At 67.8% G+C, this 12760-nt stretch carries 12 protein-coding genes; all 12 read right to left on the bottom strand.

Annotation, left to right across the window (positions count from 1 at the left end):
• Positions 1 to 6: 6 nt before the first annotated feature.
• The 12 genes from N0A24_10900 to N0A24_10845 are packed head-to-tail and all read right to left on the bottom strand — an operon-like array spanning position 7 to position 12629.
• Positions 7 to 897, bottom strand: coding sequence for an ABC transporter permease (locus N0A24_10900; GenBank protein MCS7173854.1), 891 nt, complete (start codon positions 895 to 897; stop codon positions 7 to 9).
• Complete coding sequence (locus N0A24_10895) at positions 890 to 1849, bottom strand: ABC transporter permease (GenBank protein MCS7173853.1); 960 nt, start codon at positions 1847 to 1849, stop codon at positions 890 to 892. Before N0A24_10895 ends, N0A24_10900 begins: the two co-directional genes overlap by 8 nt.
• Before the next feature lie 39 nt (positions 1850 to 1888).
• Positions 1889 to 2971 (bottom strand): Zn-dependent alcohol dehydrogenase, encoded by a 1083-nt coding sequence (locus tag N0A24_10890; GenBank protein MCS7173852.1) that lies wholly within the window; start codon positions 2969 to 2971, stop codon positions 1889 to 1891.
• A gap of 34 nt (positions 2972 to 3005) precedes the next feature.
• On the bottom strand, positions 3006 to 5339 hold the full coding sequence (locus N0A24_10885) for a xanthine dehydrogenase family protein molybdopterin-binding subunit (protein ID MCS7173851.1): 2334 nt from the start codon (positions 5337 to 5339) through the stop codon (positions 3006 to 3008).
• Between the two features lie 30 nt (positions 5340 to 5369).
• The gene (locus tag N0A24_10880; protein MCS7173850.1) at positions 5370 to 6437 is read right to left on the bottom strand and encodes a hypothetical protein; all 1068 of its coding nucleotides are present in this window, start codon (positions 6435 to 6437) and stop codon (positions 5370 to 5372) included.
• Between the two features lie 9 nt (positions 6438 to 6446).
• On the bottom strand, positions 6447 to 6698 hold the full coding sequence (locus N0A24_10875; protein ID MCS7173849.1) for a hypothetical protein: 252 nt from the start codon (positions 6696 to 6698) through the stop codon (positions 6447 to 6449).
• Between the two features lie 21 nt (positions 6699 to 6719).
• A complete protein-coding gene (locus N0A24_10870) occupies positions 6720 to 7037 on the bottom strand; it encodes a hypothetical protein (GenBank protein MCS7173848.1) in 318 nt (105 codons plus the stop codon).
• A 13-nt stretch (positions 7038 to 7050) separates the two neighbouring features.
• Positions 7051 to 8577, bottom strand: coding sequence for an ABC transporter substrate-binding protein (locus N0A24_10865; protein ID MCS7173847.1), 1527 nt, complete (start codon positions 8575 to 8577; stop codon positions 7051 to 7053).
• A 22-nt stretch (positions 8578 to 8599) separates the two neighbouring features.
• Positions 8600 to 10123 carry an ABC transporter substrate-binding protein gene (locus N0A24_10860; protein MCS7173846.1) on the bottom strand — a complete coding sequence of 508 codons (1524 nt, stop codon included), beginning with the start codon at positions 10121 to 10123 and terminating at the stop codon, positions 8600 to 8602.
• Positions 10124 to 10149: 26 nt separating this feature from the next.
• Positions 10150 to 10968: an SDR family oxidoreductase gene (locus N0A24_10855; protein ID MCS7173845.1), complete on the bottom strand. Its 819-nt coding sequence runs from the start codon at positions 10966 to 10968 to the stop codon at positions 10150 to 10152.
• Positions 10969 to 10978: 10 nt separating this feature from the next.
• On the bottom strand, positions 10979 to 11800 hold the full coding sequence (locus tag N0A24_10850; protein ID MCS7173844.1) for an SDR family oxidoreductase: 822 nt from the start codon (positions 11798 to 11800) through the stop codon (positions 10979 to 10981).
• A gap of 13 nt (positions 11801 to 11813) precedes the next feature.
• Positions 11814 to 12629: an SDR family oxidoreductase gene (locus N0A24_10845; protein MCS7173843.1), complete on the bottom strand. Its 816-nt coding sequence runs from the start codon at positions 12627 to 12629 to the stop codon at positions 11814 to 11816.
• Positions 12630 to 12760 lie beyond the last annotated feature (131 nt).

The raw sequence follows: 12760 nt of genomic DNA, 5'->3' as shown, positions 1-12760 counted from the left end.
TCCTCCTCACACGACCCCACGGAGTCTCGGATCCAGGGCGTCCCGGATCCCGTCCCCCACCATATTGAAGGCGAACACCACGATCATCAGCGCCAGACCCGGTGCGAGGGAGAGGATGGGGAAGCTGGTGAGGAACCGATACCCCTCCAGCACCATGGATCCCCACGCGGGGGTAGGGGGTTTGATCCCCACCCCGAGGAAGCTCAGGCTCCCCTCGATGAGCATGGCCCCCCCGAGGCTCAGGCTCGCCTGCACGATGAGGGGCGAAAGACAGTTGGGGAGGATGTGGCGGAACATGATGCGGCTTGTGCTGGCCCCCAGGGCCCGGGCTGCGAGCACGTACTCGTTCTCCTTCACGGAAAGGGTCTGCCCGAAGGTCAGCCGGGTGTACCCCGGGATGAAGGCCACCGCGAGTGCCACCATCACGTTCCGGACCCCGGCACCCAGGAGGGAGGTGATGACCAGGGTGAACACGAGGGGCGGCATGGCCATGAGGGCGTCCATACACCGCATGATGAACACCCCGATTCTCCCCCCTACGAATCCGGCGATGAGCCCCAGGATCACCCCCGCCGCCCCTCCCATGAGAACCGCCCCCACCGCGACGATGAGGGAGGTCCTGGCTCCGTAGATGAGCCGGCTCAGGACGTCCCGCCCCAGGGCGTCCGTCCCCAGCCAGTGCTCCGCACTAGGCCGCTGGAGGACGTTGCGGAGGTCCTGGGCGTATGGATCGTAGGGAGCCAGCAGGGGCGCGAAGAGGGCCGAGGCAAGGAACATCCCCACCACCACGAGCCCGAACACCACCAGAGGACGCGAGAAGAGGACCCGCCGGACCCTGGCACTGACCACCCCCCGCGCCGGCCGTGCGACCGCCGTCCACTCCGCCACTCTAGCCATATCGAATCCTCGGGTCCAGGAATCCGTACATCAAATCTACCATAAGCGTGATCATGGTCGTGGAGATGCCCGTGAGCAGGGCGAAGCCCTGAACCACGGGGTAGTCCTTGGCCACCACACTGTCCACCGCCAGCCGGCCCAGTCCCGGGATGTTGAACACGGTTTCGATCACCACGGTTCCGCCGATGACGAAGTTCAACAGCAGTCCCGCGATGGTGACCACGGGGATGAGGGCGTTCTTGAGGGCGTGTCGGGAGATCACCTGCCGCTCGATCACGCCCTTGGCCCGCGCGGTACGGATGTAGTCCTGGCGCAGGACCTCCAGCATGCTGCTCCGGGCCTGGCGGGCCAGGGCTGCCATGGGCAGGGTGGCCAGCACCACCACGGGCATCACGCTCTGGCGGAAGCTCATCCAGAAGTCCTCAAAGGGCGAGGTGTACCCGAAAATGGGAAGCCACCGGAGCCGGAGACCGAAGATGTAGATGAAGAGGATCGCCAGCCAGAAACTGGGAGCGGTGATGCCGATGTTCGCGATGAAGGTGACGAGGGTATCCAGCCACGTTCCCCGGCGCAGGGCACTGATGATCCCCAGGAATACTCCCACCACGCCCCCTACCGCGAGCGCGGTGACCCCGATGTGGAGGGAGATAGGCAGCCTCTTGGCGATCTCCGACCGTACGTCCACCCGCTGGATGATGGACGTCCCCAGGTCTCCCCGGGTCACCAGACCCCACAGCCACCGCACGTACTGAACGGGGAGGGGTTGATCCAGCCCGAACTCCTTCCGGAGGAGGGCGAGCCGTTCCTCCGAGGCCGCCTCAAACTCCTCCGCGGTGATCAGCATGAGCACGGGGTCCCCGGGGAGGAGCCGCATGAGCAGGAACACCACCACACTCAGCAGCCAGACTACCAGGAGGGACTGCAGGAACCTCCGCAAAATATAGGTGCTCATGGTACCTTACCCACCACCCCTCGCCTCGGTCTATCGCCTTCACGAGAAGGTAAGGACGGTGCGGATCACCTCCCCCCTGCGCATCCACTCGAAGCTCTCGTTCACGGACTCCAGCCCCGCCTTCCGGCTCACCATCTCGTCCAGCTTCAGTCGCCCCTGCCGATACAGCTCCAGGTACCGCGGGATGTCCACAGGGAACCGATTGGATCCCATGACGGATCCCTGCAGGCGCCGTTCCCGCAGGATCTGCCTCGGCTCCAGCTCAAGGGTGTCCGTCATGGAGGGCACCCCGATGATGGTGGCGGTGCCCAGGGGTGCCAGGCAGTCCACGCACTGCCGATACACTTTCGGAGAGCCGACGACGGCGAACGAGTAGTCCACCCCCTCGCCGGTCAGCTTCAGGATAGCCTCCACCGGATCTACCTCGGAGGCGTTCACCACGTCCGTGGCCCCGAACCGTCTTGCGATCTCCAGCTTCTGCGGCAGGATGTCCACCGCGATGATCCGACGGGCCCCCGCCAGGTGCGCCCCCTGTACCACCGAGATTCCCACTCCCCCCAACCCGAACACCGCCACGGTGCTGCCCGGCTGTACCTTGGCAGTATTGAACACAGCTCCTACCCCCGTCAGAACCCCACAGCTCAGCAGCGCGGCTGCCTCGAAGGGCACATCGTCGGGAATCTTCACCACCGCGTTCTCGTGGATCAGCATCTGCTCCGCGAAGGCCCCGATGTTCGCGAACTGGTTCACCGCCTGTCCATCGCGCCGCAGGCGCGGGGGCTCCGATGGATCCCGCTTCGTGTAGGGGCTACGGCAGAGATTCAGGTGCCCTGTCAGGCACTCCTTACACTGTCCGCAGAAGGCGGTCACGCAGACCACCACATGGTCTCCCGGCCTCACCCGGGTCACGAGGCTCCCCACCTTCTCCACCACCCCCGCCGCCTCGTGCCCCAGGACCATAGGAAGGGGCGCGGGCAGATCTCCGTCCGCAATGTGTAGGTCGCTGTGGCATACCCCCGCGGCCACGGTGCGCACCACCACCTCCCGCGGACCGGGCGCGTCCACCTCGATATCCTGGATCATCAGGGGCTTTTTGGGTTCCTGGAGCACCGCCGCCTTCATCGCTTTGCCCTCCTGGTCTGGATTCGCGCCGCCCTCATGTTCCCTTCGGGGACCCCACCACGGCGGGCATCCGGCCCTCCACGGAGGCCTGCTGGAGGATGCGCCACAGCTTCTCTGGTCGGAGGGGCATGTCCAGGTGCCGCACCCCAAAGGGGGCCAAGGCATCCACCACCGCGTTCACGAAGGCCGGGGTCCCTCCGATGGTCCCGGACTCCCCCACCCCCTTGGCACCCAGGGGATTTGTGGGCGAAGGGGTGACGGTGTGGTACAGCTCCAGAGGCGGGACGTGCGTGGCCCGGGGCATGGAGTAGTCCGCTAGGCTCGAGACGAGGGGCTGTCCGTCCGACCCGTACGCCACCTCCTCCAGCAGGGCCTGCCCGAGCGCCTGAACGATCCCTCCCTGGATCTGGCCCGCCACGAGCAGCGGATTGATCATCACGCCCACATCATCTACCGCCACGTACCGGCGGACGGACACCTCCCCCGTCTCCCGGTCCACCTCCACCACGCACAGGTGGGCTCCGAACGGGAAGGTGTTGGAGGGAATGGAGAAGGTAGCCGATTCCTCCAGGCCGGGCTCCATCCCCTTCGGGAGGCGCATGGGCTGATACGCCGCGGCCGCCACCTCCGCGATGGGAAGGGATCGGTCGGGGACGCCCCGCACGAATACCCGTCCTCCCTGCAGCTCCAGATCCCCCACAGAGGCCTCCAGGAGATGCGCGGCGATGCGGAGGAGCTTGCGCCGCACCTTCTCCGCGGCCTTCAGGACAGCGGACCCTCCCACCACCAGGGTCCGGCTTCCTCCCGTGCCTCCTCCCACAGGGATGGCCAGGGTGTCCCCGTGGACCACCCGCACCTTGTAGGGATCGATCCCCAGCCGCTCGGCCGTGATCTGGGCAAATCCCGTGGCGTCCCCCTGGCCGTGGGGAGAGGTTCCTGTGAACACCACGGCGGTGCCGTCCGCGTTCAAGCGGACCTTCGCCCACTCCCAGCCGAAGGCACAGATCTCCACGTACGTGGAGAGGCCGATCCCCAGGTACCGTCCCTCCTGGCGAGCCCGCTCCTGCTCCGCCCGCAGCTTTGGATATTCCGCCTTCTCCAGAAGCACCCGCAGGGCTTGGTGGTAGTCGCCGCTGTCGTACCGCAGGCCCGTGGGCGTGCGATAGGGGAAGGCGCCCTTGGGGAGGAGGTTGCGGCGCCGGACCTCCGCGGGGTCCAGGCCGAACTCCCGGGCCACGAGATCCATCCCTCGCTCCAGGTAATACGTGGCCTCCGGACGACCCGCGCCCCGGTACGCCCCGGAGGGTGTCTTGTTCGTGTATACCCCTACCACCTCGATGTCCACCGCGGGGATGCGATAGGGTCCCGTGAGCATCCGGGCCGTCATCCCGGCGATGACCAGGGTGGTGGTGACCGCATAGGCCCCTAGGTCCCCCACGATGCGGGCCCGCAGTCCGGTCACCCGCGCCCGCGGGTCACAGGCGAGCTCCAGGTCACACAGCTGGCTCCGGCCGTGGGCGCTCGCCACCATACTCTCGCTGCGCCGCTCTACCCACTTCACCGGCCGTCCCAACCGCTGTGCGAGGTGTGCCACCAGAACGTCCTCGGGGCAGGCGTTGAGTTTGAGGCCGAACCCGCCACCTACGTCCGGCGTGATCACCCGGACCTGAGTTGCATCCAGTTTCAGGGCCCGCGCCAGGGTGTCCCGCAGACTGTGGGGCAGCTGCGTGGAGGCCCATACGGTGAGCTGCTCCCGGACTCCGTCCCACTCCGCTAGCACGCCGCGCGGCTCCATGGGGGCTGCCGCCAGCCGCTGGTTCCACATCCGCTGGCGGATCACCCGGGCGGCGTTCCGGAATGCCTCCTCTACTTCCCCCTGTCGGATGTTCAGCCGGAGGCCTACGTTGTCCCCCAGACGCGGATGCACCAACCGACGTCCTTCCAGAGCCTCCAGGGGATCCACCACCGCCTCCAGGGGCTCGTAGGCCACCCGGACCGCCGCGGCCCCGTCCTCCGCCGCAGCCCGGCTCTCCGCGAGCACCGCGGCCACGGGCTGCCCCACGTACCGGACCACCTCCCGGGCCAGGACGGGATGCGGGACGGGCTGGGTTCCAGGCGGCCCCATCACTGGGACGTCCTGGATCCCGAGATCCGAAGCGAGGAGAACCGCCACGACCCCCGGCTGGCGCAGGGCCTCCGAGGTGTCCACCTCCACGATCCGCGCGTGGGCATGGAGGCTGCGGACCAGGGCCACGTGGAGGACCCCAGCCGGGTTCAGGTCATCCAGATAAGCTCCCTTTCCCTGCAGGAGCTTGGGATCCTCGATGCGGCGTACCTGGCGCCCGAGCCACGTCCACTCTCCCGTCATGCTCCCTTCTCCGTGGTGGTTTCCATGGCACTATTCGCCCGTGGGGATCGCGATCCCTGCTTTCTGCACCCGGCGGCTCTGCCAGGTGCTGAGCCGCCGGGGCATGACCCCGATCAGGACGGAGAAGGCTCCAGCCGCTCCTCCCGCGCTGAGGATGTGTACGTCCGAGGGATCCCGGATGAGGTGCACCCACCGGTCGTCCGGGTCCACCTCCTCCACCCACCGCCGGGGCTCCCCCCACGCGTACCCGCCCTTGCGGTTGTCCCCGATGGCCCGGAAGTCCTGAGCCCGGCGCCGGGCGTGGGCCTGGAGGAACTGGCGGATCCCCGCTTTTGTCCACCCCTCCCGGCTGAGCAGATCCCGGTGCTCGGGACCGATGAGGAGCACGTACTCCGTATAGCCTACGGGGCCGAAGGCGGGAATGGGAGACATGGCGTCCGCGATGGCCCGCAGGAGCCGTTCTCCCCCTCCGTCCGGGTCGAAGTATCCCACGGTACTGGGGCCCCGGCAGGCCATCACGGTGACCACGCTGTCCTCGGCGGCATATCCCCGATCCACGTGGAAGGGCTCCCAGGGACTGCCCTCCTCATCCTCTCCGATGCAGTACGTGTACTGCCCGGGGTGCCCAAAGGTGGACCGGTCCGTCTCCAGGGATCCTCCCAGGTTGATGAGCAGGAGCCGCAATACCCGTCCGATGGTGGCGTTGGCCCGGTTTCCAGGACCGAACAGCCGTTCCCGACAGTTGATTCCGATCCGGTGCCGGACAGGGCCGTTCACGATCACCAGGAGGCCCGGCCCTGCCGTGGTGCAGGCCACCGCCTGAAGGTTAAAGGCGGGGTCCAGGATGGCCTCTACCGCCGCCAACACCACGGGCATGTACTCCGGCTTGCACCCCGCCATCACCGCGTTCGCCGCCACGAGCTCTACCGTGGCCGGCGTGTTCCGGGGTGGAACAACGCCCAGGACTTCCTCTCCCCGACGGCCCGAGGCCTCGACCATACGGTCCACAAGGGGCCGCAGGGGAGGGAGGACGGGAAGCCCATCCGTACACCCATGCTCCATGAGGTACTCCACCAGCTCCGCGTACTCCGGCAGCATCCGTGTCCCTCACCCGCTCTGCGCTACCCGGAGCTGTCCCAGCGCGCGCAGCAGGCGCTCCGCCACGGGATCCAGGAGCTGCTCCGCGCGTTCCGCGGCCTCCTCCGGGGTGAGATTCGCCAGGGGATGCGGCATCACCACGAACCGCGGCTCCTGCACCTTCCGAGTGGCCTGGATGGCCCGCACCGTAGGCACGAAGGGCTCTGTGATCACGGCCACCGCCGGGATCCCCCGCTCGATGAGGTTGATGGCGTCGTGCACACTGCACGCGCTGCAGGACCCTCAGTCCCCCACCCCGGTAAGGACCAGGTCCGCGCCATCCGCCACCCGCCCCAGCTCCTCCTCTGTGGCAGGTACGGACGGGAATCCCTTGACCACGAAGGGCCCGATCCGGACCCCGTACCGGTCCGCCAGCCGTCGGGCGAGTTCCCGCAACAAACGCTCCGAGCCCGGCTTGGAGTTGTCCAGCAATCCGCACCGCAGCCCCCGCAGCCGCTCTGGGTCGAGCCGGACCTGGGAAAGGGAGGCAGTTGCCGCCTCTCCCTCTTGCCACAACCTCCCTCCCGTGGGGTCCACGATCTCCAACCGCCAGTCCCGCATCCTGCTTCCCTCCTTACCGCCGGATCCAAGCCTCTCCGGGTGTCCACCACGGCCAGGTGACCCACTTCATGTGGTTGGTGTTCTGGACATGGGGGCGCTTCACGTATGCCCGCGGCGAGCGCCACACCGTCACGTGCAGGTGCTCCTGCAAGAGGATCCGATGCAGCTGCTGCGTCTTGTACCCCTCCGGCCGCAGGGTGGCGACGGATTCCGCGAACACCTGAAGTAGAGCCGCGGGCCGCGCCATGCTCGCCCACACCTCCGGAGGATTCACGAAGTAGAAGCCCACGAAGCTGTTGTAGTTCGCGAAGAATCCAAGGAAGTGTACCAGGATCCCCCGCCAGCCCCGCGTGGAGTACTCCCGGTATCTCGGGGCCTCCGGGAACTCCACCTCCGCGTGGATCCCCACCTCCCGCAGGTACCGTTGAATGGCCAGCACGTGGTCCCGCGGGATGAACGGCGCCGGGATAAGCCGGGTGCTGAACCCGTTCGGGTATCCTGCCTGTGCCAGCAGTTCCCGCGCCCGCTGCGGGTTGTACGTGGGACCCCGGTAATCCCGCAGGTACGCGGATTGCTCGGGGAACGCCAGCTGGTTTGTGGGCTGCAGCAGCCCGAACCCCAGCCCCCGGGCAATGGCTTCCCGGTCGATGGCATAGCTCAGGGCCTCCCGGACCCGGCGATCGGCAAACGGGGAATCCGCGTTGGCGCTATCGGGAATCAGGGTTAGGATGGCGTTGTCCGCAGCCATCAGCTCAAACCCCGCCCCCCGCAGCTCCGCGATGAGCGCCAGATCCTGGAGCCCCGTCACGTCGATCTGTCCCGCCAGGAGAGCCGCCTTCAGGGTTTGGGGGTCTCGGATGAACCGGATCTCCACCCCATCCAGGTAGGGCTTGCCCCGGTCCCAGTACTGCCCGAACCTCCGATAGCGCACGTAGGCGTCCCGTTCATACCGCTCCAGTTGGAAGGGGCCCGTTCCCACCGGGTGCCACCGGGCCCGTTCCAACCCCAACCGCTCCAGGGCCGCGGGCGAGATAACGGTTGCGGGAGTCCCCGCCAAGGTCACCAGCACCCGGTTGTCCCATCCTTTTAACCGGATCCGCACCGTGTCCCGATCCACCGCCTCCACCGCCTCGAAGTAGGGGATCAGCCCCCGCTCCATCTGCTTCTGCAGGTTGAACTGTACCGCCTGGGCGGTGAGATCGGTTCCGTCGTGGAACTTCACCCCCTTGCGCAGGTGCAGGGTGATGACCCGTCGGTCCGGGCTGATCTCCCATCGCTCCCCGAGCTTCGGCATGACCCGGCCCCCGCGGTCCATCCACAACAGGGGCTCCAGGGCCGGTACGGCCGCGCAGATGGAGATGCCCACAATTTCCCAGGGAACTCCGAAGGGCCCTCCCGGCGCTTCATCCACGACCCGAAGGAGGCCTCCCCGGGAAGGGGCCGCGGCCCCCGCGCCGCCCACGAGGAGCAGGGCGAGCAGCAATGCCGCTCCCGCGCCAACCCGTTGGAATCGAAGCTTTGCCGTCTTCCTCTCCGTCATCTTCCCTCCCTCTCGCCTGATGTCAGCGATCCAGCCACGCGTCCTCAGGTGCCCAGAAGGGCCAGGTGGCCCACCGGAGGTGCTTGGTGTCACGCACAGATTTCTGCATCACGTAGAGTCTCCCGTAGCGCATGAGGGGGATCACGGTGAGGTCGCTGAGGAGCAGGCGGTGCAGTGCCTGGACCTTGTGCCGCTCCTCCCGCAGGGTCCGCACGGAGTCCCGGAACAGGACCTCCAGCTGGGATGGGCGCCGCATGCTGGCATATCCCTCCGGGGACTGCGTGTAGTAGAAGCTCACGTGCGCGTTGAAGTTCGGGAAGTACCCGAACACGTGGATGAGCATCCCTCGCCAGCCCCGCCGCTGGTACTCCGTGTAGCGGCCGATCTCGGGGAGCTCCAGCTGGGCGCGGATCCCCACCGCGCTCAGGTACTGCTGGATCGCGACCGCGATGTTACGGTCCAGGTACGGAGCCGGGATCAGGGTGGTCTCGAACCCATTCGGGTATCCTGCCTGTGCCAGCAGTTCCCGAGCTCGCTGCGGGTTGTACGTGGGGCCGGGGTGGTCCTGGAGGTACGCCCGGGATTCCGGGACCGTGAGTTGGCTCCATCCCTGGGAAAGACCGAAGAGGGTGGCCCGGGCGAGGGATTCCCGGTCGATGGCATACCCGATGGCCTCCCGCACCCGCCGGTCTGCCAGGGGGGAGTCGGGGTTCGCGCTGTCCGGGACCAGGACCACCACCCCACCGAAGAAGGATTCCGCGGGATAGCCCTCCCGGACCAGCTCCGCGGCGACCGGATAGGGACCGAGCCCCGCCACGTCCACCTGCCCCGCGAGGAAGGCGGCCCGCAGGGTCTGAGGGTCCCGGATGAACCGGATCTCCACCCCGTCCAGATAGGGCTTGCCTGTTTGCCAGTAGTTCGAGAACCTCCGGTAGATCACCGCGGCGTCCCGCTGGTAACGGACGAACCGGAAGGGTCCGGTGCCGACCGGCTCCCACCGGGCCCGATCCACCCCTTGCCGCTCGATGAAGGACGGGGACGCCAGGAGGGCGGAGGTACCCATGAGGTTCAGCCAGATCCGGTTGTCCCACTCGTGGAGGTGAATGCGTACCCGCCGGTCATCCAACGCCTCTACGGATCGGAAGGGGACCCGGCGGGCCTCTACCTGACGCTGGAGGTTGTAGACCACCGCCTGTGCGGTGAGGGGCGTTCCATCGTGGAAGCGGACGCCCCGCCGCACGGTGATGGTGACGGAGCGGCGATCGGAAGCCACCTCCCACCGCTCCGCAAGCCGCGGATAGACGCGTCCCTGCCGGTCTACCCACAGGAGGCTTTCGAAGGCGGGGATGGCCGCGCACACGGAGACCCCCACGATCTCCCATGGCACGCCGAAGGGCGAACCTGGAGGTTCGTCCACCACCCGCAGAACTCCCCCGCGCTTAGGGCCCGGGGCAGCTTCCGCGAGGGGCAGGCCCACGGGTGGCCTCACGGCTAGGCCGAATCCTAGCGTCACCACCAGTATCCACCCTACGATCCGCATGCGCATCCGCCTCCCCACCTTACCTGTGCATTTCACGCCCCGATGTCCTTCCCGATGGCCTGGGCCACGGCCCGGTACTGGGCGTAGTCTCCCAGGGGGCAGACGGCCACTCCGGGGATCACGATCACGCTGGCGGTGATCAGTCCTGCCTCCCGGCTCGCGAGGAAGGCCACGAGCGCTCCGATGTCCTCGGGGAGGGCAATCCGTCGACTTGCCAGCCGGGCCTCCACCTCCTCTTTCCGCATCTGGGTGCGCATGCGGCCCGTGAGGATCCCCGCGGGGAGAACGGCGTTCACCGTGATTCCGTACGGGTAGAATTCCGCGGCGAGCTGCCGTGTGAGGCCAAGAAGACCCCGCTTGGAGGAGGTGTAGCAGGCTCCCCCGTTCAAGCTGGCCCGAAGGGCCGCCAGGGAGGAGAGGTTGACGATGCGGCCGAACCCCTGTCGGACCATGTGGGGGAGGGCAGCCCGGCTCATGTAGAAGGGTCCCGAGAGGTTCACCCGCAAGTAGCTCCACCACTCCTCGTCCGGCATCCGCTCCACCGCGGGGGAACGCCCCAGGCGCGCCGCATTGTTCACCAGGATGTCCAGCCGCCCCCACCGATCCACCACGGACTCCACCATCCGGCGGGCCTGGCTGGGGTCCGAGACATCCCCCACCACCGGCCACGCTTCCCGGCCCCTGCCGCGGATCTGGTCCACCGTGGCCTGCGCATATTCCTCCTGGAGATCGTTCACGGCCACCCGGGCGCCTTCCTCCGCCAAGGTCCGCGCGATGCCCGCTCCCCCGCCGCCCAGCGCTCCGCCACCCGCACCCGTGACCAGGGCCACCATACCTTCCAACCGGCCCATGCCACGACCTCTACACGAACGCGGTCTCCCGGCGCCCCCCGCCTCCTCCGGGCACCACGGATACCGCTCCATCGATGGGGATAGCCGCCCCCGTGATGTAGCCCGCCTCCCGACTTGCCAGGAACACCACCAGGGCCGCCACCTCCTCGGGGGTCCCAGCTCGGAGCGCGGGAATCGTGGCCGCCACCGCGCTCTGCCGCTCCTCCGGCCAGTCCTCCAAGAGCTTCGGTGTGAGGATGAACCCTGGCAGGATGGCGTTCACCGTGATGCCGTGCTGGGCCACCTCGATGGCCAAGTGTCGGGTGAGCCCGTACAGAGCCTCCTTTGTAGCTACGTACGGCACCCCGTGCAGCAGGCTCGTGCGGATGGCGGAGATGTTGGAGACGTTGATGATCCGGCCGAACCTCCGAGCTCGCATGTGCCGCACCGCGGCCCGGCTCAGGTAAAACGGAGCATGCACGTTCACCGCGAGGCTTCTCTCCCACTCCTCGTCCGACACCTCGTCCGCCCGCTGGCCACTCGCGTGGTACTCCGCCTTGTTCACGAGGACGTCCAGCTGCCCGAACCGTTCCACCACCCGCTCCACCAGCTGGTCCGCCTGCCGGACATCCGCCACGTCCGCGGGGAACGCCTCCGCCTCTAGCCCCTCCCCCCGCAGCTCCTGCACCGTGGCTTCCGCCCACTCCGCAGTCCGATCGTTCACCGCCACCCGGGCACCCGCCTGGGCTAGGGACCGGGCGATCACGGGCCCGACTCCCCCCTTGGAGCCGCCCCCGGCGCCCGTCACCAGGGCCACCATCCCGCTGAGGTCGCACAACCGTACCCTCTGCATCCCTCCCTCCTCTCTAGCCCGCGTCCTTCCCAGTCCTCTGCTTGTAGGCCTCGAAGTTCCCCAGGGCACTCCCTACCCCTCGGTCCAGGGGGATAGCCGCTCCGGAAATGAAGGACACATCCCGCCGGGAGAGGAAGGCCACGAGTTTCCCGATCTCTTCCTCGGGATCCAGGGGGCCCAGTCTCCCCTCCGCCTGCAACCATTCCGGTCTCATCCGCAGGATCCGGGGGTTCCGGATGCCGGTGGGCATAAGCGCGTTCACCGTGATCCCAAACTGCGCCACCTCAAAGGCCATCTGCCGGGTCAGTCCCAAAAGCCCCGTTTTCGCGGTGGTGTACGTGGAGCCGCTCACGAATCCCGTGCGGACCGCGGCGAGGGAAGCGATGTTCACGATGCGACCAAATCCTTGTGGGATCATGTGCCGTAGGGCAGCCCGGCTCATATAGAAGGGGCCCGAGAGATCCACCGCCACCTGACGGTGCCAGATCTCGTCCGGGAGCCGTTCCACCGCGGGGATCAGGCCACCGATGGCCGCGTTGTTCACCAGGATGTCCAGCCGGCCGAAATGGCGCACCACGGCGTCCACCATCCGCTGGGCTTCCGCGGGGTCCGAGACATCCCCCACAATGCCCCACGCCTCTCCGCCCCTGCTGCGAATCTGATCCACGGTGGCCTGCGCATATTCCTCCGTGAGGTCGTTCACCGCCACCCGGGCACCCTGGCGAGCCAGGTACCGGGAGATGCCGGCTCCGCCTCCGCCGTCTTCCCCACGGCCCGCGCCCGTCACCAGGGCCACCATCCCCTCCAGCCACCTCTCCTCCCGTGCCATTCCCCCTCCTCCACGGTCAGTTTCGCGGTGGTCTCCGGATCGGGATCGTGGCGCTCTGCCAGGCGAAGGTGGGGCAGACGGTGGACACCCCCGCGTTCCGAGCCCCCGCCACCACCAGGGTGATGGCCTCC

The sequence above is a fragment of the Armatimonadota bacterium genome (assembly GCA_025059775.1).
Taxonomy (GTDB): domain Bacteria; phylum Sysuimicrobiota; class Sysuimicrobiia; order Sysuimicrobiales; family Sysuimicrobiaceae; genus Sysuimicrobium.
The sequence above is the reverse complement of the archived record's forward strand: the minus strand, read 5'-3'. Positions and strand labels throughout refer to the sequence as shown.

Coding starts and splice junctions, on each gene's coding strand:
- N0A24_10900 (MCS7173854.1), bottom strand. CDS start 897: ATGGCTAGAGTGGCGGAGTGGACGGCGGTCGCACGGCCGGCGCGGGGG.
- N0A24_10895 (MCS7173853.1), bottom strand. CDS start 1,849: ATGAGCACCTATATTTTGCGGAGGTTCCTGCAGTCCCTCCTGGTAGTC.
- N0A24_10890 (MCS7173852.1), bottom strand. CDS start 2,971: ATGAAGGCGGCGGTGCTCCAGGAACCCAAAAAGCCCCTGATGATCCAG.
- N0A24_10885 (MCS7173851.1), bottom strand. CDS start 5,339: ATGACGGGAGAGTGGACGTGGCTCGGGCGCCAGGTACGCCGCATCGAG.
- N0A24_10880 (MCS7173850.1), bottom strand. CDS start 6,437: ATGCTGCCGGAGTACGCGGAGCTGGTGGAGTACCTCATGGAGCATGGG.
- N0A24_10870 (MCS7173848.1), bottom strand. CDS start 7,037: ATGCGGGACTGGCGGTTGGAGATCGTGGACCCCACGGGAGGGAGGTTG.
- N0A24_10865 (MCS7173847.1), bottom strand. CDS start 8,577: ATGACGGAGAGGAAGACGGCAAAGCTTCGATTCCAACGGGTTGGCGCG.
- N0A24_10860 (MCS7173846.1), bottom strand. CDS start 10,123: ATGCGCATGCGGATCGTAGGGTGGATACTGGTGGTGACGCTAGGATTC.
- N0A24_10855 (MCS7173845.1), bottom strand. CDS start 10,968: ATGGGCCGGTTGGAAGGTATGGTGGCCCTGGTCACGGGTGCGGGTGGC.
- N0A24_10850 (MCS7173844.1), bottom strand. CDS start 11,800: ATGCAGAGGGTACGGTTGTGCGACCTCAGCGGGATGGTGGCCCTGGTG.
- N0A24_10845 (MCS7173843.1), bottom strand. CDS start 12,629: ATGGCACGGGAGGAGAGGTGGCTGGAGGGGATGGTGGCCCTGGTGACG.